At 66.4% G+C, this 22375-nt stretch carries 15 protein-coding genes; 13 read left to right on the top strand and 2 right to left on the bottom strand.

All coding sequences use genetic code 11. The features are described from left to right. Positions 1–4: 4 nt before the first annotated feature. Positions 5–640, bottom strand: a complete 636-nt coding sequence (locus tag AB6730_RS08395) for an NAD(P)-dependent oxidoreductase (RefSeq protein WP_371023197.1) — start codon at positions 638–640, stop codon at positions 5–7. A gap of 115 nt (positions 641–755) precedes the next feature. Here AB6730_RS08395 and AB6730_RS08390 point away from each other — a divergent pair, with 115 nt between their 5' ends. Then, the gene (locus AB6730_RS08390; protein WP_371023196.1) at positions 756–1658 is read left to right on the top strand and encodes a LysR family transcriptional regulator; all 903 of its coding nucleotides are present in this window, start codon (positions 756–758) and stop codon (positions 1656–1658) included. Between the two features lie 7 nt (positions 1659–1665). On the opposite strand, the gene AB6730_RS08385 is transcribed toward AB6730_RS08390, so the two are convergent. Continuing rightward, positions 1666–2199 carry a hypothetical protein gene (locus tag AB6730_RS08385; RefSeq protein ID WP_371023195.1) on the bottom strand — a complete coding sequence of 178 codons (534 nt, stop codon included), beginning with the start codon at positions 2197–2199 and terminating at the stop codon, positions 1666–1668. 408 nt (positions 2200–2607) lie between these two features. On the opposite strand from AB6730_RS08385, the gene AB6730_RS08380 reads away from it, so the two are divergent. The 12 genes from AB6730_RS08380 to AB6730_RS08325 all read left to right on the top strand — a co-directional run bounded on the left by AB6730_RS08380 (position 2608) and on the right by AB6730_RS08325 (position 22276). Continuing rightward, the gene (locus AB6730_RS08380) at positions 2608–4995 is read left to right on the top strand and encodes a TonB-dependent receptor plug domain-containing protein (RefSeq protein ID WP_371023194.1); all 2388 of its coding nucleotides are present in this window, start codon (positions 2608–2610) and stop codon (positions 4993–4995) included. After that, positions 4995–7217, top strand: coding sequence for a M28 family peptidase (locus AB6730_RS08375; protein ID WP_371023193.1), 2223 nt, complete (start codon positions 4995–4997; stop codon positions 7215–7217). Before AB6730_RS08380 ends, AB6730_RS08375 begins: the two co-directional genes overlap by 1 nt. Positions 7218–7341: 124 nt before the next feature. Next, complete coding sequence (locus AB6730_RS08370) at positions 7342–7761, top strand: hypothetical protein (protein ID WP_371023192.1); 420 nt, start codon at positions 7342–7344, stop codon at positions 7759–7761. 132 nt (positions 7762–7893) lie between these two features. Continuing rightward, the gene (gene tviB / locus AB6730_RS08365; RefSeq protein ID WP_371023191.1) at positions 7894–9171 is read left to right on the top strand and encodes a Vi polysaccharide biosynthesis UDP-N-acetylglucosamine C-6 dehydrogenase TviB; all 1278 of its coding nucleotides are present in this window, start codon (positions 7894–7896) and stop codon (positions 9169–9171) included. Between the two features lie 14 nt (positions 9172–9185). Then, positions 9186–10196, top strand: coding sequence for an NAD-dependent epimerase (locus AB6730_RS08360; protein WP_371023190.1), 1011 nt, complete (start codon positions 9186–9188; stop codon positions 10194–10196). A gap of 124 nt (positions 10197–10320) precedes the next feature. Next, on the top strand, positions 10321–11169 hold the full coding sequence (locus AB6730_RS08355) for a CoA ester lyase (RefSeq protein ID WP_371023189.1): 849 nt from the start codon (positions 10321–10323) through the stop codon (positions 11167–11169). 5 nt (positions 11170–11174) lie between these two features. Further along, positions 11175–13559 (top strand): sodium/solute symporter, encoded by a 2385-nt coding sequence (locus tag AB6730_RS08350; RefSeq protein WP_371023188.1) that lies wholly within the window; start codon positions 11175–11177, stop codon positions 13557–13559. Between the two features lie 40 nt (positions 13560–13599). Beyond that, on the top strand, positions 13600–14490 hold the full coding sequence (locus AB6730_RS08345) for a LysR family transcriptional regulator (protein WP_371023187.1): 891 nt from the start codon (positions 13600–13602) through the stop codon (positions 14488–14490). Positions 14491–14749: 259 nt separating this feature from the next. Continuing rightward, positions 14750–17002 carry a TonB-dependent receptor gene (locus AB6730_RS08340; protein WP_371023186.1) on the top strand — a complete coding sequence of 751 codons (2253 nt, stop codon included), beginning with the start codon at positions 14750–14752 and terminating at the stop codon, positions 17000–17002. Next, on the top strand, positions 16999–18267 hold the full coding sequence (locus AB6730_RS08335) for a serine hydrolase domain-containing protein (protein WP_371023185.1): 1269 nt from the start codon (positions 16999–17001) through the stop codon (positions 18265–18267). Before AB6730_RS08340 ends, AB6730_RS08335 begins: the two co-directional genes overlap by 4 nt. A 20-nt stretch (positions 18268–18287) precedes the next feature. Beyond that, positions 18288–20453, top strand: coding sequence for a formylglycine-generating enzyme family protein (locus tag AB6730_RS08330; protein ID WP_371023184.1), 2166 nt, complete (start codon positions 18288–18290; stop codon positions 20451–20453). Continuing rightward, positions 20450–22276: a glycoside hydrolase family 127 protein gene (locus AB6730_RS08325; RefSeq protein ID WP_371023183.1), complete on the top strand. Its 1827-nt coding sequence runs from the start codon at positions 20450–20452 to the stop codon at positions 22274–22276. The genes AB6730_RS08330 and AB6730_RS08325 overlap by 4 nt, the downstream gene beginning before the upstream one ends. Positions 22277–22375 lie beyond the last annotated feature (99 nt).

Below are 22375 nucleotides of genomic sequence, written 5' to 3'. Positions count from 1 at the left end.
GCCCTCAGTACGCGAAAGTAACGCGCTTCTTCGCCGCATCCCCTTTTTCCAGGCGATCGAGCACGCCGATGGCGAAATCGGCGATCGATATCCGGCTGTTCCCTTCGGCATCCACCAGCAACTGGTCGGCGCCCACACGGTAGGAACCCGTGCGCTCGCCCGGCGCGATCACCGCCGCCGGACTGATATAGGTCCAGTCGATATCGGCCTTGCTGGCGCGGAACACCGCCAGCGCCTCGACCTGCGCGTTCGCCGAGGGCTTCCACTCCGCGGGGAAATGGGCATCGTCGATCACGCGGACTCCCGGGGCGACCTCCAGGCTGCCGGCACCGCCGACCCAGGCGAAGCGGCGCACTCCCGCCGACGACAGCGCATCCAGCAGGACCGCGGCCTGCTTCGGCACATTGGCCGGGTCGGCATGGTCGTTGAGGCTGGCGATGGCGGCGTCGGCACCGGGAAGGGCGGCCGCGAAGGAGGCAGGTCGGGAGACATCGCCCTGCACGACGGTCAGGGCGGCATGCCGCGTGGCGACGCGTGCGGGATCGCGGACGACGGCGGTGACCGCGTGACCGCGGGCCAGGGCTTCGTCGAGGATGACCTTGCCAAGGTTGCCGGTGGCGCCGAACAGGACGATCTTCATGGTGGGGCTTCCGCAGGAATGGATGGAGCTAGCATGCGCTTCTGATCGTTCACAAGAAACGCGCAATCCATGGATTCATCGTAAAGTGCGACTTTACGATGGACCGGGAGCCGGCATGGCCGACGTCAACCTCAACCGTCTCGCCGTCTTCGTGACGCTCGTCCGGGCCGGCTCGTTCACCGCGGCCGCCCAGCAACTGGGCAGCACCAAGGCGATGGTGAGCCAGCACCTGGCGAAGCTGGAAGAAGAACTCGGGGTGCAACTGGTGGTGCGCAGCACGCGTCGGATGTCCCTGACCGATGCCGGCGAGCGCTTCCACGAGGACTGTGCCCGCGTCCTCGCCGATGCGGAAGCGGCCATCGCGCAACTGGGCGAGTGCCGCGACACGCCGATGGGCAGCCTTCGTGTCGCGGCCGCCGGAGATCACGGACCCTCGATCGTGGCACCCGCGCTGGCCGACTTCGCAGCGAGGTTTCCGCAGGTCAAGGTGGAGCTGGTGACCAGCGACAGCGTCGTCGACCTCATCGCGGAGCGCTTCGACTTGTCGATCCGCATCGGCTGGCTGCGCGACTCCAGCCTGCGAGCCGCGAAGCTGGCGAGCTTTCGCCAGTGCCTCGTCGCCTCGCCGGCCTACGTCGCGAAACATGGCGTGCCAAGGGTACCAGGGGACCTCGCCGCGCATGCCTGGATCGCGCTTACCGTGCTTTCCTCGCCGACCCGATGGACATTCTCCAGCGCGGGCGACGAGGAAGAACACACCGTGCAGACACGCACCGTGGCCAGCGCCAACAACACGCTCGGCGTGCACGCCTTCGTCGCGGCGGGTCTGGGCATATCCGTGCTTCCGGATTATCTCGTCGACGAGGACATCGCGGCCGGCAGGCTCGTGGCCTTGCTGCCTCGTTTTCGTCTTCCGGAGGGCGGCGTGTACGCGGTCTATCCGGGCAAGCAACCCCCGGTGAAAGTACGTGCCTTCATCGACCTGCTGAAGGAGAAGCTGGCCGGCCCGTCCGGATAGACGATAGTCAGGTCACCTGGCTGCCGAGGCGAAGATTGATGCCCAGTTGCGTCGCCACCAGGCGCATCTGCTCGTCGTCACGCGAGCTGGTGATCCAGCCGGCATAGACATCGTCGTCCGCTTCGCGCGCCCACAGCGTATAGCCGTGCTGGTTCAACTGGTCGAAGGCACGCGCGAAGATTTCCGCCCCGTCGATGTCCTCATGGAACTCGTCGTCGTCCGGATCGCCATCCCAGTCGATGTCGATGTTCCACCGGCTCGCCAGTTCCTTGATCGCATCCACCAGTGCGCGCGTATCGTCGGCGTCCACTTCGAAGCCCGAGCGCCAGTCCGTCACCCGGCCGACGATGCGGATCGGGTCCTCGTCGCCTTCTTCCTCGACTTCGTCGCGATAGGCGGAGAACTGCTGCATCGCGCCGTCCTCGTCGCCGGGATTGATGAGCAGCAACAGGTGCCAGACCTGGGATTCGACGGAGTCGTCGCCGTCCTCCGCATCGTCGGGGTCGCGCTCATTCTCGAAATCGTCGTCGTACGAAGTCATGGGTGGTGTGTTCGATGGGGGAGGGCGACAGTATCGCCCATCCGGCACGGCGGCGGATTGGACGTCCGAACGGGCAGTTGACAAACGTTCGTTGCGGTGCAACAAATACCGCTTGCGAGATTCCCACCAAGGCGATCCCACCTCCAGTGAACGCACACCCGCAGCACATGACCACCATCCCGACGATCCTCGCGGCCGCACCGCGATGTCCGGCGATGCGTGCGTGCTGTTGTCGTTGTCGACCGGGCTGATCCGCACGCCTCGCCCCTAGCGCCACGGGCGCTGGCGCGTTCCGCGGCCTGACCGCGGCTCCACTCCATCCGTTTTTCCGGCGTCATGGTCCCGGCATGCCTTCACGCATCGCTGCCGCATGGCCGCCCATGCTCATCGTCCAGGGGACATCCACCCATGCATTCGCTCGTCCGTCGCCGTCGCCATACCTTGTTCCTCGCCCTGGCCGCCGCCTTCGGGGTGCCTGCGCTCCACGCCCAGGACGCCGCCCGCACCAGCCAACTCGATACCGTGATCGTCACCGGCACGCGCAGTACCGAGCGCACCGTGTCCAGCTCATTGCAGCCGATCGACGTCATCACGCCGCAGCAGCTGCAACAGACCGGTGCCACCCAGCTCACGGCGGCGCTGGCCCGGCTGGTGCCTTCACTGAACTTTCCGCAGCCGACCACCATCAGCGGCGCCGAGGTGGCTCGCCCGGTGACGTTGCGTGGCCTCAGCCCCGACCAGGTGCTGGTGCTGATCGACGGCAAGCGCCAACACACCGGCGCGTTCCTCAATCTCGGTGGCGCCATCGGCCGCGGTTCGAATCCGGTGGATCTCAACGCCATTCCCGTGTCCGCCATCGAGCGCATCGAGGTGCTCCGCGATGGCCAGTCCGCGCGCTACGGCTCGGACGCCATCGGCGGCGTGATCAACGTGATCCTCAAGAAGTCGGGACAGGGCGGCCAGGTCACCGCGAAGTTCGGTGGTTACGACGCCGGCGACGGCTTGCAGCGCCAGCTCACCGCCGATACCGGTTTCAAGCTGGGCGACAAGGGCTCGATCCATGTCGCCATCGATACGCAGAACAACGATGGGACAAACCGCGCGGGCCGGGACCGCACCGCCGCCTCGGTGGGCAGCACGTATGGCCAGAAGGTGTACTGGCTGGGCGATCCGGCGGTGCAGTCGAACAAGGTGTCGCTGGTGGGGCAATATGCCTTCAGCAAGGCGGTCGAGGTGTATGTCGAGGCACTCTACCGGCGCGACCGTGACGAGACCGCCAGCCTTTACCGCCATCGTGGCGATTCCACCAATGTCATCGCGATCTATCCGAACGGCTACCTTCCCGTCGGCATCCCCATCGTCAACGACACCAGCATCACGGCCGGAATACGTGGCGAGTTGGGTGAAGGCTGGCATTACGACCTCTCGGCCACGCACGGCTCGAACGAGTACGACCAGCGCAGCCACGCCATCAATGCGGACTGGTACCGAGCCTTCGGCTACACCCCGTTCTTCATCCAGGGAGCCGACTACAAGACGAACCAGCAGACCGGCAACCTCGACATCGGCAAGGAATTCTCGCCGTCGTGGCTGCCCAACCCCGTGAGCGTGTCCTTCGGCCTGGAATACCTGCGGCAGGGCTACAAGGTCAGTCCGGGCGACGCCGTGTCGCAGTACGGTCCGAACGGCGGCATCACCGGCGACTTGCGGGGCAACTGGCAGCGGCACGACGTGTCGGAATACATCGATCTGGAGACGAACCTGACCGATCGCTTCGCGCTGTCGCTGGCGGGCCGCCATGAGCACTACAGCGATTTCGGCGGCACCACCTCGGGTTCGTTGTCCGGACGCTTCGACTTCAATCCGCGGGTGGCGCTGCGCGGCAGCGTGGGTACGGGATTCCGTGCGCCGACGCTGGTCCAGCAGCATTACGCCGATATCTCCTCGCAATTGCAGGATCTCGGGCAGGGCCAGGTACTCGTGCAGTCGGGCACCTTCCCGGTCGACGCGCAGGCGGCAAGCCTGCTCGGTGCCGAAAAGCTCAAGCCTGAAAAATCGCGCAGCGCCACGCTGGGCCTCGCGCTGGAACCGCTCGATGGCTGGAACGTGAGCGTCGACGCGTACTGGATCAAGATCACCAATCGCATCAACCTCTCGTCGAACATCCCGGTGAACACCCCCACCGTGAATGCCTATCTCACGGCGAACGGCGTGGACGCGAACTACCAGTCGATCCGCTATTTCACCAACGCAGTGGACACGCGCACGCGCGGACTCGATTTCGTGAGCCAGTACGCCTTCGACTTCGCCAACGGCGACCGCCTCAACACCACCGTCGGCTGGGCGTACAACGAGAACGAGGTGACAAAGGTCAAGCCGAACCCGGCGATCCTCGACGAACTGGGCGTGGCCGTGCAGCGCGTGGAGCGCCGCGAGCGTCTCGGCCTGCTCGGCGATACCAATCCGCGCACGAAGCTGGACGTGGGCCTGGACTACCTGCATGGCCGCTGGGCCGGGCACGCGAACGTGCAGCGCTACGGCGACTACACCGTGTACAGCAACAGCGGCAACGCGCTCGACCAGAACTTCGATCACCGCTGGACCCTCGACCTCTCGGCCGATTACTCCATCGACCAGTGGACCTTCACGGCGGGAGCGGACAATGCGTTCAACGCGCGGCCCGAGCAGACGAAGTTCGCCAACTCCACCGGTGGCAATTTCAAGTACAGCCTGTTCTCGCCGCTGAGCTGGAACGGCCGCTACTACTACGCCAGCGCGACCTACCGGTGGAACTGATGAACCCGCGCGTGTTTCTCCCCGTCCTCCTGCTGGCGCTAGCCGGACCCATCGCGGCACAGGCCGCACCGCCGTTGACAGGCTTCACCACCGTGTCGTCGGCGGCGGAACGCGACGTGGAACGGCGTATCGACGCATCCATCGAGACGGCCGATCTCGACGGATGGTTGCGCCGCCTTACCTCCGCACCGAACCAGGTCGGCTCACCGCACGACAAGGAGAACGCGGATTTCATCGCCGCCAACCTGCGCGATTGGGGCTGGCGGGTGACGGTCGAACCGGTCCGTGTCCTCGTGGCCTATCCCTCGGTACAGAAACTCGTCCTGACCGGCGCCGATCGCTATGCGGCCGATTTCACCGAGCCGGCCATCGAGGGCGACGATGATACGAAGCGCAGCGAAGGCGTGCTTCCTGGCATGGAGTCGTACAGCCCGGACGGGGCGGTGGATGCGCCGCTGATCTTCGTCAACGAAGGCCTGTCGAAGGATTACGACGATCTCGAGCGCACCGGCCAGTCGGTGAGCGGCAAGGTGGTGCTGGTGAAGTCCAGCGGTGCCGGGCGATGGGTGAAGCCGAGGCTGGCGCAACAACATGGCGCGGTCGGCGTCGTGATTTATTCCGACCCCGAAGCGGATGGTTTCACCAAAGGCGATGTCTATCCGGCGGGCGCATGGCGTACTCCGCGCACGGTCCAGCGGGGCACCCTCGGCATCGACAGCGTGCTGGACGCATCGGCTGCGAAGACCATCCAGGCCGAGAAACGCACCGGCGACCTGCGGATTCCCGTGGTCACGATCGGCTACGGCGATGCCGAGCATTTCCTTCGCGCCCTGGGTGGACCGGTCGTGCCGAATCGCTGGCAGGGCGGGTTGCCCTTGACCTATCACGTCGGCGGCGACGCGCAGGTTCATCTGGAAGTTCGCTCGCCATGGGAGTGGCGCACGCTCTACAACGTCGTCGCGAGCCTGCCCGGCAGCGAGCATCCGGACGAGTGGGTGATCCGCGGGGTACACCACGATGCCTGGGTGTACGGGGCCTGGGACCCGCTGGCCGGAACCACGGCCTTGCTTGCCGAGGCACGGGCCATCGGCGAACTCGCCAAGGCCGGCATCCGGCCGAAGCGGACGCTGGTTTTCGCCAGTTGGGACGGTGAGGAATTGGGCATCCTCGGGTCGAAGGCGTGGGCCGAACGGCATGCGGCGGAGCTGTCGCGCAAGGCGGTCTTCTACCTCAACAACGACACCACGGGCCGCGGCTTTCTCTCCGCCGCCGGCGATCCTTCGTTGGCCTCCCTGGTCGACGAGGTGGCAGGGGATCTTCGCGATCCGGAAACCGGTGCCAGCGTGCAGGAGCGCCGCGCGGCCAAGCGAACCGTGGATGCGGCGGAGAAGGGCAAGGACGTGGAGGGGCCGATCGTGCCGCCGCGGCTCGGCACCGGTTCGGACTACCTGCCTTTCGCGCACCGGCTCGGTGTCCCCTCGCTGCACGTGCGCTATGGCTACGACCGCGACGGCGATGAAGAGAGCGTCCCGGTCTACCACTCGCTATACGACACTTACGCGCACTACCAACGGTTCGGCGACCCCGGACTGAAATACGTGAACCTGCTGGCCCGCACGAACCTGCGCCTGGCCTTGCGCGTGGCCAATGCCGACGTGCTGCCCTGGCGCTACACCGCCTTCGCGGAATCGCTGGGCCGGGATATCGAGCGGCTGGCGGCCGGCGTGGCGACGGCCCATCGTGATTCGGTTCGCCACAACACGCTCGTGGACAGCGGCGCCTATCGGCTGGCGGACGTGGCGTATCGTGGCTTGCGGCCACCTGCGAGGGAGGACGACCGTTGGCAGGAGGTCGATCTCGGACCGCTGCGTGACGCGCAGCGCGGGCTGCTCGCCGCCGCACGCGCCTACGACCGCGCCGCGGGCGCCACGGGCGATCTTCCGCCGAAACGGCGGGACGCCGTGAACCGGGCGCTGCGCGACGTCGCACCCTCGTTCGTGCAGGCGTCCGGGCTTCCGCAGCGTCCCTGGTACCGGCACCTGTTGCAGGCGCCAGGCCGCAAGGAAGGCGAGGACGTGGCGCCCCTGCCCGCCATCGGCGATGCCATCGACGCGCGTGCCTGGGACGAGGCGGCGAGGGAAGTCGAGGTCACGGCCGAGGCCACCCGGCGGGCGACGGCGGCGCTGGTGAAGGCGGCCGACGCCTTCTCGAAGGGCCGCTGATCGCCCCGGCATCCGCACGGGACCTGCCCAATTTTCTTATTGACCGTGCGCGGTAAACGCGTTCTTCTTGGTTTAGCCGTCCATTCGGCGCGGTCCGCGAGGACCGGTATCAAGGGGGAAGCCTATGAACGCGGTAACTTTCGTTCGGGCGACGGGAGTCGCCCTCATTCTGGTATGTGTCGCGGGCAACGCGGCGGCCCGGTCGGACGAGACGCCGCCGGACACGATCTGCACCGTGCTGGGCACGGCGGACAGGTACGTGGGCACCACGGTCACGGTTCGCGGCGTGGCCGCCACCGAGGGCAAGGTGACCATGCTGTCCGACGCACAGTGCAAGGGCACGGTGAGCCTGAGCATGGACGACGGCTCCACCCGCAAGCGCGATGTCTCTGCGTTCCGGCGTACCGTCGCCGGCAAGGGCACCCGTGCCGATGCGACCGTCTTCGGCCGTTTCAAGGCCACGGGCGACGCGAAGGCGCCTTACGCCATCGACGTGTACAGCGTCCGCGACGTGAACGAGCTTCCGGCGGCCGAGGGCGGCTGAGCCGGTAGCCCGCCAGGCGGCGCCCAGGGGGTGCCGTCTGGCGCCCCGCGTGCGCGATCCGCTAGGCTTCCATGCTTTACGGCCCGTCGGCGCCATGCCGCGGAGGCCGTGCACCTCCTCGATGGAAGCCCGATGCGACAACTCGACACGGTAAAGATCGGCGTTATAGGGCTGGGCTATGTGGGCTTGCCCCTCGCGGTCGAGTTCGGCAAGCGTTACGCCACGCTCGGCTTCGATATCGACGCCTCGCGCGTAGTGGAACTGCGGGCCGGCATCGATCGCACGCTGGAAGTGGACGAGGCGTCGCTGGCGGGGGCCGGGCGGCTGTCCTATAGCGGCGACCTCGACGACCTGCGCGGGTGCAACGTCTTCATCGTGACCGTGCCCACGCCGATCGACAGCGCGAAGCGGCCGGACCTCACGCCCCTGATCCGTGCGAGCGAAACGCTGGGCAAGGTGCTCGAGCAGGGCGATGTCGTGGTCTACGAGTCCACGGTCTATCCCGGTTGCACCGAGGAAGTCTGCGTGCCCATCCTCGAGCGGGTCTCGGGGTTCGTCTTCAACGAGGATTTCTTCGTCGGCTACAGTCCCGAGCGGATCAATCCCGGCGACAAGCAGCACCGGGTCAATACCATTCGCAAGGTCACTTCGGGTTCCACGCCCGAGGCGGCCGATTTCGTCGACGCGCTGTACGCGAGCATCATCGATGCGGGCACGTACAAGGCCAGCCGCATCAAGGTGGCCGAGGCGGCCAAGGTCATCGAGAACACGCAGCGCGACCTCAACATCGCCCTGGTCAACGACCTCGCCATCCTCTTCAACAAGCTCGGCATCGACACGCTGGAAGTGCTCGAGGCGGCCGGCACGAAGTGGAATTTCCTGCCGTTCCGCCCTGGCCTGGTGGGTGGCCACTGCATCGGCGTCGACCCGTATTACCTGACGCACAAGGCGCAGGAAGTCGGCCACCATCCGGATGTGATCCTGGCCGGCCGCCGGACCAACGACGGCATGGGTCCGTACATCGCCGGCGAAGTGATCCGCCTGATGGTGTGCAAGGGCCTGAATCCGGTGGGCGCCCGTGTCCTCATGCTGGGCCTGGCCTTCAAGGAAAACTGCCCGGACCTGCGCAACACGCGCGTGGTCGACATCATCGCCTCGCTGAAGTCGTACAACGCCACGATCGACGTGCACGACCCCTGGGTGGACGCGGACGAAGCCGAGCGGACCTACGGCGTGCGGACCGTGTCCGAGCCCGCGCCGGGCGCGTACGACGCGATCGTCATCGCCGTCGCTCATCGGCAGTTCCACGAGATGGCGGCGGCGGGCATCCGTGCCTTCGGCAAGCCCGGTGCCGTCGTTTACGACGTGAAATACGTGCTGCCGCGCGATGCGGTGGACGGCCGGCTCTGAGTGGAGGACCGCCAATGAAGGTACTCGTGACAGGCACGGCGGGCTTCATCGGCTCGCACGTGGCGATGCGCCTGTTGGCGCGGGGCGACGAGGTGGTCGGCGTGGACAACCTCAACGACTACTACGACGTGACGCTGAAGCAGGCGCGGCTGGATCGTTTTCGCGACGATCCGCGTTATACGCACGTGCATGCCGACATCGCCGATCGGAGCGCGATGGAGTCGTTGTTCGCGGAGCACCGTCCACGGCGCGTGGTGCATCTCGCCGCGCAGGCCGGCGTGCGCTACGCGGCCGAGAACCCGCACGTGTACGTGTCGAGCAACGTCACCGGCTTCCTGCACGTGCTCGAAGGCTGTCGTGCGCATGCGGTGGAGCACCTGGTGTTCGCCTCCACCAGTTCGGTGTATGGCGCCAACCGGGCCATGCCTTTTTCGGAGCACCGTTCCGCCGAACATCCGCTGACGCTCTACGCGGCGACGAAGAAAGCCAATGAGCAGATGGCGCACAGCTACGCCCACCTGTATGGCACGCCATGCACGGGCCTGCGTTTCTTCACCGTTTACGGGCCCTGGGGACGGCCGGACATGGCGCTGTTCCTGTTCACCCGCGCCATCCTGGCGGGCGAGCCGATCAAGGTGTTCAACCACGGACGTCACCAGCGCAGCTTCACGTATATCGACGACATCGTCGAAGGCGTGGTCCGTTGCCTCGACCGTCCGCCTTCGGCCGATGCGGCGTGGGATGGCATGTCGCCCGATCCTGCCTCCAGCGGCGTGGCGCCGTTCCGCCTGTTCAACATCGGTAACGAACAACCGGTGGAACTGCTCGCCTACATTCAGCGGCTGGAGGAATGCCTGGACCGCAAGGCCGTGATGGAGCTCCTTCCGTTGCAGCCCGGCGACGTACCGGATACGGCGGCCGACGTGGGCGACCTGCGCGATGCCACGGGTTACGTACCGCAGGTTTCCGTGGAAGAGGGCGTCGCCCGGTTCGTCCGCTGGTACCGGCAGTACCACGCCGTCTGATGGTCTTGTGCTTCGCAGCAAGATAGGAATCCTATCGTTAGAACGTGCGTACCCCGCTCGATTGGCGCGCGTCCGATGCCGCAGAATCCCGGGTCATCGGAGTGTCGGCGTCGGCGGGGAATCCATGCGCAGCAAGTTGTTCGTGCCCGGCGGGCGTCCGGAACTCTTCGCCAAGGCCCTGGCGGGTCCCGCCGATGCCTTGTCGTTCGACCTGGAGGATTCCGTCCCGGCGGAAGCGAAGACCCGCGCCCGTGACGACGTGGCCGCCTTCGTCGCCTCGCCCGCGATGCGTCGCGCGGCCAAGCTGGCCATCGTACGTGTCAACGCGCCGGGGAGTGCCTGGTTCGAGGGCGATCTTCGCGCGGTGATGGTGCCGGGTCTCGCCTTGCTCAACGTGCCCAAGCTCGAATCCGCCGAGGCGGTGCGCGCGGTGGCCGCCGCCATGGAGCGGATCGAATCCACTGGTGGACACGAGGCGCCGGTCGGCCTGCTGGTGAACGTGGAAACGCCAAGGGGCCTGGAACAAGCCGCCGCCATGGCCGCGGCGCATCCGCGCGTCGCCGGCCTGCAACTCGGGCTCGCGGACCTCTTCGAGCCGCACGGTATCGACCGTGGCGACACGGCGGCCGTGCATGCCGCCATGTTCGCCGTGAAGATGGCCGCCGCCGCGGCGGGCGTGTTCGCGGTCGACGCGGCCTTCGCGGCGATCGACGATGCCGACGGTTACCGGGCGGAAGCACGCATGTCCCGGCGACTCGGCTTCATCGGCAAGAGCTGCATCCATCCACGCCAGGTGACGCTGGCCAACGAGGTGTTCGCGCCTTCGCCGGAAGAGGTCGCGCACGCCCGCCGTGTCGTGGCCGCCGCGGCTGAGGCCGCCCGCGCGGGCCACGGCGCCTTCTCGCTCGATGGACGGATGGTCGACCTGCCGTTCGTGAAACGCGCGGAAGCCCTCCTGGCGTCGCTCGGGTGAGGCGCATGCGTTACGTCGTGATGTGGTTTCGTGCCGTGCTGCTCGCGGTCGCATGCACGGTCGGCATGGTGGGTCCTGCCCATGCGGATGCCTTGACCCCCTTGCGTGGCGATGCGCTACCGCCGGTTCCAGCGAGCGGGACGGTGCAAGGCCTCGCCACCCTGGATGGCCGCGTGCTGGCTATCGTCGATGGCAAGGCATGGCTGCTGGAACAAGGCAGGACGGCGTGGGCGCCGCTGCCGTGGGCGGCCGGTGACCCACCCAGCGGATTGGCCGTCGTGTTCGGTGACGGTGTGCGTGCCTACGCGACCCAGCTCGACGCCGGGCGCGTGAGCGGCGTGGTTCGCTTGTCCCTCGGCGCCGGCGGTCTCGAGGTACGCCCGTTGCCAGCCCTGCCCGAGCCCTTGTCCGAGGCCCGGCCCGCGTTCGCGGGTACCTCCGTTTACATCGCCGGCATGTCGAACGGCGCACCGCGAATCTGGCGCTTCGATGCCGATGCCGCGCTGCCCGCGTGGTCGTCCATCGAAGGATGGCCGTCCCGCGAGGCGGCGACGTCGTTGGCGGTGCAGGGCGCGGCCATCTTCGTCACGACGGGTGGTTCCGTGTGGCGCCGGTCGTCCGAAGGCACATGGGCCCACCGTGGCGACGTGCCGGGAACGGTACTTCCTGGCATGGCGAGGGCGCTGGGGCAGGCCAACATCCTCTACCTCGTCGGCGACGCGACGGATACCGCGCATGCGATGACCTACCAGGTGGTCACGCAATCGTGGGCACGCCTGCCCGGTGTCGACTTCGTGCGGCCGGTGGCCATGGCGCCGTGGCAAGACGGCGTGCTCTGGGCGAGCACGAGCGATGACCGCATGGCGGTGGCGTCCGCCCAGGTCCAGTCGGGCAAGCTGTTGCTACGCTGGCTCGACTGGCTGGTGATCGTGGTCTACCTCGCGGGCATGATCGGCATTGGCCTGTACTTCTACCTGCGCGAGAAGCGCAACTCCACCTCCAGCTTCTTTGTCGGCGGCCGCAGCATTCCTTTCTGGGCGGCGGGCATCAGCCTCTACGCGGCGAACACCAGTTCGATCAGTTTCATCGCGATTCCGGCCAAGGCCTTCGAAAGCAACTGGCAATACATGACGAACAACCTCATCGCCGTGTTCGGCCTGATGTTCGTCGCCGTGTGGATCGTGCCGCTGCTGCGCAGGCTCGACCTGATGTCGGTCTTCTCGTACCTGGAAACACGCTTCCATCCGGCGATCCGCATGATCGCCAGCGCCCTGTGCATCCTCACCCAGCTCGGCAGCCGGATGAGCGTGATCCTCTTCCTGCCGGCGCTCGCGATCGCCACCATCACCGGCATCAGCACCACCTTGAGCGTGATCCTGATGGGTGGCTTCACCATCGTCTATACCGCCATGGGCGGCATGAAGGCGGTGATCTGGACGGACGTGGTCCAGGTGATCGTGAAAATGGGCGGCGCGATCTTCGCCATCGGTTTCATCATCTGGCACCTGCACGGTGGCATGGGCGAGTTCGTGCATACGGCCATGGCCGATCACAAGTTCCGCCTGCTCGACTTCAGCTTCGACCTGACCAAGGCCACGGTATGGGGCTTCGTCTTCCTCGTGTTGTTCGACGTCGTGCTGACCTTCCCGAAGGACCAGGTGCTGATGCAGCGCACGCTGTCCACGCCGTCGGACAAGGAAGCGGGGCGCTCGATCTGGGCCTTCGCGGCGATCATGATCCCGGGCGGCTTCGTCTTCTACATGATCGGTACCGCGCTGTTCGTCTACTACAAGGCGCACCCCGAGCGGATGAACCCGCTGCTGCCGATCGACGCCACCTTCCCGCTGTTCATCGCGGCCGAGTTGCCGATGGGCGTCACCGGCCTCATCGTCGCGGGCATCTTCGCGGCGGCCATGGCGACGCTGTCCGGCATCATGAACAGCGTGGCGACCCTGGTTTCGGTGGACTTCTACGAGCGCCTGGTGAAGAACCCGTCGCCCAAGCGAAGCGTGGTCTTCGCCGAGGTCAGCACGATCGCGGTTGGCCTGGTGGGCATCGGGTTGGCCCTGCTGCTGTCGCGCTTCGACGTGCATTCGCTGTTCGACGTGTCGATCGAACTGGCCGGATTGCTGGGCGGCGGCTTCGCAGGCGCGTACACCCTGGGCATGTTCACCCGGCGCGCCAACTCGCCGGGGGTGGCGATCGGGATCGCCGGAAGCACCGTGCTCACCCTCGTGGCCTGGGTTTTTCGGCTCGTGCACCCGTACTTCTACCTGGCGATCTCGATCTTCCTGTGCATCGTGATCGGCTACGTGGCCAGCCTGTTCTTCCCCGCGCCGACGCGCTCGCTCGAGGGCCTGACGATCCATCGCGAATCCCGCGGGGGATGACCTACCATGGTCCCACTCTGACCAGCGCCGGCGAGATCCCGTGGAAACCCAGTTCCTGCATACCTTCATCACCGTGGCCGACCACGGTTCCATGGCGGCGGCGGCGCGCCTGCTGAACATCACGCCCGCTGCCGTGGCGCAGCAAATCCGCACGCTGGAACGCGAGATCGGCGCCACCCTGATCGCCCGCGTCGGCCGCACGGTGAGCGTCACCGAGGAAGGCTCGCGTATCCTCCAGCGCTCGCGCGACCTGCTGCGCAACGTCGCCGACCTGCGCAGCGTCGCCAACGAGAGCGGGGTATCGGGCGAGTTGCGCCTGGGTGCCTGCCCGACCGCGCTGGCGGGCATGCTGCCGGACATCCTCGCGCGCATGGTGGAGACCTTCCCCCGGATCAACGTGTTCATCAAGCCGGGTTACTCGGTGGACCTGTATCGCGACGTGGAAGCGGGTGACCTGGATGCGGCCGTGGTCTTGCAGGCACCGTTTCCGCTACCCAAGACCTGCGAGTGGCAGCTGTTGCGCGAGGAACCGCTCGTGGTGCTGGCGCCGCGTTCCATGGCGGCGCGCGATCCGCACGAGCTTCTCGCCAACGAACCGCTGATCCGCTACGACCGTAACCAGTGGGGCGGCCGCCAGGCGGACGACTACCTGCGCGCGAACGGTATCGTGCCGCGCGAGCGCTTCGAGTTGAACGCGTTGAACGCGATCGCGGTGATGGTCGATCGTGGCCTGGGCGTCTCGCTGGTGCCCGACTGGGCGCAGCCCTGGCCGGAAGGACTCGACCTCGTGCGCCTGCCGTTGCCGAAGCCCTCGGAGCCCCGGCGCATCGGCATCGTGTGGTCGCGCTCGAGCGTGCGCGTGCGCCTGGTCACCGTGTTGCTGCAGGAAGGCCGCAAGGCGATGGCGACATTGTCGTCGCCTGCACGATGACGATGTCGGTGATGTTGCATCGCCGCATAGTTTTGCTTTTTTCGTAAGCAACAAAAACTAGTCTCTGAACATACCCGCCGTCGGTTTCTCGGCAAGGGCGAAGCGCATAGATTCGCCATTAACGAAACCCAGGTCATTGGGACGCCGGGGAGGGCGTCGCCAACCGCAACAGCAGCTACCGTCAGGCGCGTCGTCATCGATGCTCGCGCCGCACTCGCCCGCCTGGGCGATCCGTTCCAACGGCATCCACGGACCCGACATGATCAAACCACTTTCCGCCGCGATCGGCAGCATCCTGCTGGTCTCCCTGTTCGCCACCAGCGTGCTTGCGCAGGACGCCACGGCCCCGGCCGCCGGCGACGCGCCGAAGACCGCGAAGAAGAAATCCGACAAGCCGGCCGAGCCCACCGATCTCGACCAGGTGATCGTCACCGGCACGCGTACGCCGAAGGCGGTCGACGAGATTCCCGGTGCGATCACGGTGGTGAACAAGGAGGAGATCGCGCATACGCTGCTGGTGACCGAGGACGCGACGGCGGTGCTGGCGCGTTCGGTGCCCGGTTATGCCGAGTCGTCGCAGGCGATGAGCAACACGGGCGAGACCTTGCGTGGGCGCATTCCGCTGCGCCTCTTCGATGGCGTGCCCCAGGGTTCGCCGCTGCGCGAAGGTACGCGCAACGGCACCTTCACCGACATGGGCATCGTCGGCCGCGTGGAGGTCATCAACGGTCCGTCCGCCTCGGAAGGCATCGGTGCCGCGGGCGGCATCATCAACTACATCTCGAAGACACCGACCAAGGAAGGCAACGAGACCACGATCACCACGCGTTACCAGACGCAAGGCAAGTCGGACAGCGGTGGCTGGAAGACCGGCGTGACCTTCGCCCGCAAGCAGGGCAACTACGACGTGCTGCTGTCCGGATCGTATATCGACCGTGGCATCACCTACGACGGCAACGGACGGCGCATCGGCCTGAACACGTCGGGCTCGCTCGCCGATTCCACCTCGAGCAACATCTTCGCCAAGCTCGGCTACAACTTCGGCGAGAACGACGACCAGCGCATCCAGGCCACCTTCAGCAAGTTCAAGATCCAGGGCAAGGGCGACTACGTGCAGGTGCTGGGTTGCCGCGGCCCGACCGACGACCCACCGTGCGACGTGCCGCGGACGAATACCTCCGAGAAGGGCCACATCTTCGGTTCGAAGGACGCCTTCAACGACTTCAAGCAGTACTCGCTCGAATACACCAACAAGAACGTCCTGGGCGGTTCGCTGGACATCAACGTGTACAAGGCCGACCAGGCCATGCGTTACCTGCCCGAGAACACCGAGGACAAGCAGGACCCGCTGATCGCGCCGCTGAACACCTTGTACGACCAGTCCGAGATCACGGCCAAGAAGCGCGGCATCCGCACTTCATGGACGCGTCCGGATTTCCTGGTCACCGGCCTCGAACTGCACACCGGCGTCGACGTGGCTCGCGACGAGGCCCAGCAGCGCCTGGCCTTGACCGGCCGCCTGTGGGTACCGCCGATGATCTACAACAGCGTGGCGCCCTATGCGCAGCTGTCCTACGACATCGGCCCGTTGACGATCAGCGGTGGTTATCGCCGCGAAAGCGATCGCCTCACGGTCGACAGCTACACCACCACGTATTACCGCAACCGTGTGTTCGTGCAGGGAGGTAAACTCAACTACAAGGAAAACCTGCGCAACATCGGCGGCATCTGGCGCATCGGCGACGAATGGTCGGTATTCGCCTCGTACAGCGAAGGCTTCACGCTGCCGAACATCGGCATCCCGCTGCGCAACATCAGCACGCCGGGCCAATCGGTCGACCGCATCAGCGACCTCGAACCGATCATCTACAAGAACAACGAATTCGGCTTCAACTGGCGCGGCGACAACGGCGCGTTCGGCGCGACGCACTACATCTCGAAGTCGCCGTTCGGTTCCTCACTGGCGGTGGACCCGCACACCACCGATTTCATCCTGTCGCGTGCGCCGGTGCGTATCGAAGGCACCGAGGTGACCGGTGAGTGGCGCTTCAACGATGCCTGGAAGGTGAATGGGATCTACTCGCACATCACAGGCCGCACCGCCTTCTGGTCGGCGGACCCCGCCGGGCGATTCGGTGCGGGCGGCCTGAACAAGCCCCTGGGCGTGCTCGACATCAACCCGGACAAGCTGGCCTATTCGGTGACCTGGAACTATTCCTCGCGCGGCGATGCCACGCTCGGTGCCACCTCGCTGTTCGGCCGCCACGTGTCCGGCCACGACGTGCGTGCCTACGATGGCGCGACCTTCAGCTACGACGAGCGGACGCACGGTTATACCTTGTGGGACCTGGGCGTGAACTACAGCCTGGAGCGCTACGGCAAGCTCTCGCTCGGTGTCGAGAACCTGCTCGACAAGCAATACATCCTCAGCTGGTCGCAGCTGGCGGGTTACCAGAACTACTGGTCCGGCCGCGGCCGGGTCACCTCGCTCACCTACACCATCACGTTGTGAGTCGATGGCGTGTCCACGGGGGCCGCGCCGTCTGGGTGGCCCTGCTGGCCTGCTTCGTCGCCGGTGCGCCGGCATGGGCGGGCGAGACGTGGCCGAAGGCACGGTTGGATACGCTGCACGCCTTCCTGCGCGACGCGACGTCGGACGCCGGTTATCTCGGCGGCGTCAGCCTCATCGTGCACGGCGGACAGGTGGTGGACATCGGGGTCTACGGTTACGAAGACCTCGGCCGCCACCGGCCGATGCGGCGTGACGCGATCTTCCGCATCTACTCGATGACCAAGACGGTGACGTCGGTCGCTCTGATGATGCTGGTGGAGGAGGGCAAGGTATCGCTCGACCAGCCGCTGTCGGATTTCCTGCCCGGGTTCGACACGCCCAGGGTCATGACAGGCGGCAGTGCCGAAAAACCCGTGCTCAGGGATGCCTCGCGCCGCGTCACCCTGCACGACCTGCTGACGCATACCTCCGGTTATCCCGCCGGATTGCCCGGCGACCGTCTCGCCGTCGCGGCCATGGAACGCATCGACCCCCATGCTGCCGGGGACCTGGCCGGCTTCGCCGAACGGATGAGCCGGGTGCCGCTCGCCGCCGATCCCGGCGTGCGTTTCGGCTACGACGGGGCGTCACTGGAACTCGTCGCCCGGGTGGTCGAGGTGGTGGCGAAAAAACCGTTCGCCGAATTCCTGAGCGAACGGATCTTCGTGCCGCTGGGCATGCGCGATACCGGGTTCTCCGTGGCGCCCGCCGAGCGCAGCCGGATCGTGGACCTGACCCGCATGGGTGACGATGGCCGGCTCGCGCTGGACACGAGCCGGAGCGCTCGTCATCCCGGTGAGCCGCTGAATCGCTACACGAGTGGCGCGGGTGGTCTTTATTCGACGGCGGACGACTTCGCCCGCTTCGCCAGGATGCTGCTCGACGGAGGCCGGGCGGGCGATCGCGTGTTGCTGGGGCGAAAGACGGTGGAGTCGATGATGAGCAACCACCTGGGCATGCTCGATCCGCCTGTCACCCAGTTCAACGCGGGCGAGGGCTTCGGCATCGGCGGTTACGTCGTGATCGACCCGGCCCGGCGTGGCCAGTTGGGCTCCGTGGGCCAATATGGCTGGATGGGCGCCGCCTCCACCACGTATACGATCGACCCCCACGAGCGCCTCGTGGCGATCCTCCTGTTGCAGCACCTTCCCCGCGACGACGGCGGCAAGGACCTCCCGCGCCTCGCGCGGCCTTTCTACGACCTCGTCTACCATGCCCTTCCATGAATCCCACGCGGCCACCGCCCATGAATCCATCAACTGACGACCGCGACGACGCTCCGCCAGTGGCGCATGAGTTCAAGTTTTCCCACGTCACCACCGGGCGCTACCTGCCCACGCCGGGCAAGGCGCCCGGCTGGCCTTTCGCCGAGATCGGCCATTGGAAGATGGATGTCGACGGCAGCGCGGACGACTGGGTACGCGAACTGACCGACTGGCGCCGCGAGCATCTGGTGCGTATCGGTTACGACGACACCAACTACTGCCGGCCGGAGTTGCAGTGGGCGCAGCGTAACTTCGTCCACGCGCAGATGATGGTGGAAGACCGCTACTTCTACGACCCGGTGGCGGGGCGCTACACCGTCGACCGGTACCTGGACGATCTCGAGGCGCGCTTCGGCGGCATCGATAGCGTGCTGATCTGGTTCGTCTATCCGAACATCGGCGTCGACGACCGGAACAAGACCGACCTCGCCTTCGATCTTCCCGGTGGATTGGAAGGCCTGCGCTCGGCTGTGGACGATTTCCACCGGCGGGGCGTGCGCGTCTTCCTGCCGACCATGCCCTGGGACCACGGCACGCGGCCGCCGGAAGAAAACGACTGGCGGACGATGGCCGGGCTGGTCGAGGCGGTGGGCGCCGATGGCGTCAACGGCGACACGTACAACGGCGTGCCACGCGCCTTCTTCGATGCCTGCGACGCCGTGGGCCGCCCGGTCGTGCTGCAGCCGGAATCCACGATCAGCGCCGAGGAACAGCTGATCTGGAACGCGCAGAGCTGGGGCAAGAAGGCGCCCAACGAGGCCATTCCTCCCGTGGCCAAGTTCAAGTGGCTCGAACCGCGGCACATGATCAACTACGAGAACCGCTGGGGCCGCGACCGCAACCACGACCTGCAATACATCTTCTTCAATGGCATCGGTTACAACGCCTGGGAAAACGTCTGGGGTATCTGGAACCAGTTCACGCCACGCGATGCCGAATCGCTTCGACGCATCGCCCATGTCGAACGCCACTTCGCCTCCGCGATGGTGAGCATGGACTGGCGACCGTACGAACGGACCCTCCAGGCGGGCGTCTTCGCCAGCCGCTTCCCGGTGGAAGGTTATACGGTGTGGACGGTCGTCAATCGCAACGAGTACATCGTCGACGGTGAGCAACTGGCCGTTCCCCATGCCGAGGGAACGCGCTACTACGACCTGTGGAACGGCGTGGCACTGGAACCGCGCATGGAAGGGGGAAGGGCGGTGCTGGGCATGGCCCTCGAAGGCCGCGGCTTCGGCGCCGTGCTCGCATTGCGCGCGGGCGCCTCGGTGGATGGTCTCGACCACTTCCTCGAGACCATGCATGCCGCTGCCGCCACGCCATTGGCGTCGCTTTCATCCACCTGGCGCAGCCTGCCACAACGCCAGGTCGCCATCGCCCGGACCCTGCCGCAATCCGCGCCGCCGAAGGGCATGGTGCCGATACCGGGCGGGGTGTTCGACTTCGTCGTCGGCGGCGTCGAAATAGAAGGGCAGACGTGGGAAGGCAACGATGTCCAGTATCCGTGGGAATCGAGCCCGCGCCGCGGCCATCGTCACCTACTGTCGATCGAGCCGTTCCATATCGACCGCACACCGGTCACCAATGCGCAGTTCGCCGTCTTTCTTGCCGAAAGCGGCTGGGCACCGGCGGATGAACATCATTTCCTCCACCACTGGCGCAACGGCAAGCCGCCCGCGGGCTGGGAAAACAAGCCCGTCACCTGGGTGGCGTTGGAGGATGCGCGTGCCTACGCCGCATGGGCCGGCAAGCGGTTGCCGCACGAATGGGAGTGGCAGTACGCCGCCCAGGGCAACGATGGCCGGCGTTATCCCTGGGGCGACGACTGGCGCGACGACCGGGTACCCGCGCCGAACCGCGGGCGCACGTTGCGCGCGCCGGCGAACGTCGACGCGTTTCCCGCGGCGGCCAGTCCGTTCGGCGTGCTCGACCTCGTCGGCAACGTCTGGCAGTGGACCGACGAATACGAGGACGAGCATACGAGGAGCGCGATCCTGCGCGGGGGTAGCTCCTATCAGCCACAGACCTCGCACTGGTACTTCCCGCAGGCGTATCGCCTCGACCAGCATGGCAAGTACCTGTTGATGGCCCCGTGCAAGGACCGCTCCGGCTGCATCGGCTTCCGTTGCGTGGTCGACGCCGCATGAACGTGCGCACCCGATTGGATGGCCTTCTCGGCGATGCCCTGGCCGCGAACCTTCGCGGCCGGCTGTCGCATTTCATCGTCGATGAAACGAGCCCCGCCATCGCCTTGTTCGCGCCGGAACGCCGTGCATCGAACGAGGAAGGCGACTGGTATGGAGAGCATGCGGGCAAGTGGCTGGTGGCCGCATCGCGTGCCGCCGCGCGCAGTGGCGACGCGGCCCTGCGTGCCAGCGTGCTACGCGTGGCCGATTATCTCGTCTCCGTGCAGGAAGACGACGGTTACCTGGGTACCTACGCACCGTCGCGACGCTTCATGTGCCCGCGCCCGCCGAAACCGGTGAGCTGGGATGGCGCACCGAGCGTACGTACGTGGGACATCTGGACGCACGCCTACCTGATGCTCGGCCTCATCGAGGTTCACCGCCAGCTCGGTGGTGAGCGATACCTCGAAAGCGCGAGGCGCATCGGCGACCTGTGCCTGCACACGCTGACCGACGGCGGCATCGACATCACGGATCTCGGCAATCACTTCGGCATGTCGGCAACGGTGTTGCTCGATCCCGCCGTGGAACTGCACCTTGCCACGGGCGATCCCCGTTATCTCGAATTGGCGCGTCGCGTACTTGCCCAGGCGGACGCGAACCCGCCGCTCGCACTGCTGAAACAAAGCCTCGCCGGCACCGATGCGGCCTTCATCGGCACCGGCAAGGCCTACCAACTGGCCTGGAACATGGTCGGCATGGCCAAGCTGCATCGCGTCACCGGCGAAGCCGACCTGCTGCGCGCGGTGGAAAACGTCTGGACCAGTATCCGCGACCACCACCTCACGCTCGGTGGCGGACCCTGGGGCGGCGTGGCACATCGGTCGCGCGAGGTCTTCAATGCGCCTGGCGCGTTCAGCCCGGAAGGCTATGTGGAGACCTGTTCGACCCTGGCCTGGATCCAGCTCAACCGGGAATTGCTGGCGATCACGGGCGAGGCCCGCTACGCGGAGGAAATCGAACGCTCCGCATACAACGACCTCCTCGCCGCACAGGCGCCCGACGGCGAGGACTGGTGTTACTACGTCTTTCCCAATGGCCGCCGCGTGCATACCACCTACTGGCGCTGCTGCAAGTCCAGCGGCGCCATGGCCGTCGAGGAGCTGCCCGACATCGCCGTGGGCGTGCGCGATCCGGCGACGCTCGATATCAATCTCTTCGGTGCCGGTGAATCGACGGCCACGCTGGAAGCCCCGGGATGCGTGACGCTTCGGCAGGCCACGGCCTGGCCGTATCCCGATGACGTGCGCATCGATCTCGAGGTGGAGCGCGAGACGCATTTCAGGCTACGGATTCGCGTGCCTTCGTGGGCGGAGGGCGCCAGCGTGCTCGTCAACGGCGCGGCAGCCGACGCGGCGATCGTGCCGGGAAGCTACGCCACGATCGATCGTGAGTGGCGCACCGGCGATCGCATCCTGGCGCGCTTTCCCGCCCAGCCCATGGTGCATCGCGCGACGAATCGTAACGTGCAGGAATCGCGGGCCCCCGACGGCAGCGCGGTGCGGCAGGAAGTGCTGCGCTTCGACTACGTCGGCTTCACCTGCGGCCCGCTGGTCTATGCCACGGAACGCGTCGACGGCTTCAAGACCAGCGAAACGGTGAAGCTGCCGGAAGGGCCGGTGGAGGATTGGCTCACATGCGAGCGGGGGGAAGACGGCATGCCCACGCTGCACTTCGATCCCGGATACCGGCCACCGCTGCGGTTCACCCCGTATTTCGCCACGGGAGGCCGCCACGACGGGGCCTGGCGCCTCACATGGCTAGGCCTGGCGCCCACGGAGTGATTGCGCCTTCAAGCAATATTTTCTGCTGCCAGAACATATCGGAGCGGGCTGTTTCGGGCATCCCGCGTGCTGCAAAGTGACTCGCGGAAAACGGGACAT

Origin of the sequence: Luteibacter sp. RCC_6_2, from assembly GCF_041360655.1 — a bacterium.
GTDB lineage: Bacteria > Pseudomonadota > Gammaproteobacteria > Xanthomonadales > Rhodanobacteraceae > Luteibacter.
This window is presented reverse-complemented; position numbering and strand designations above follow the sequence as displayed.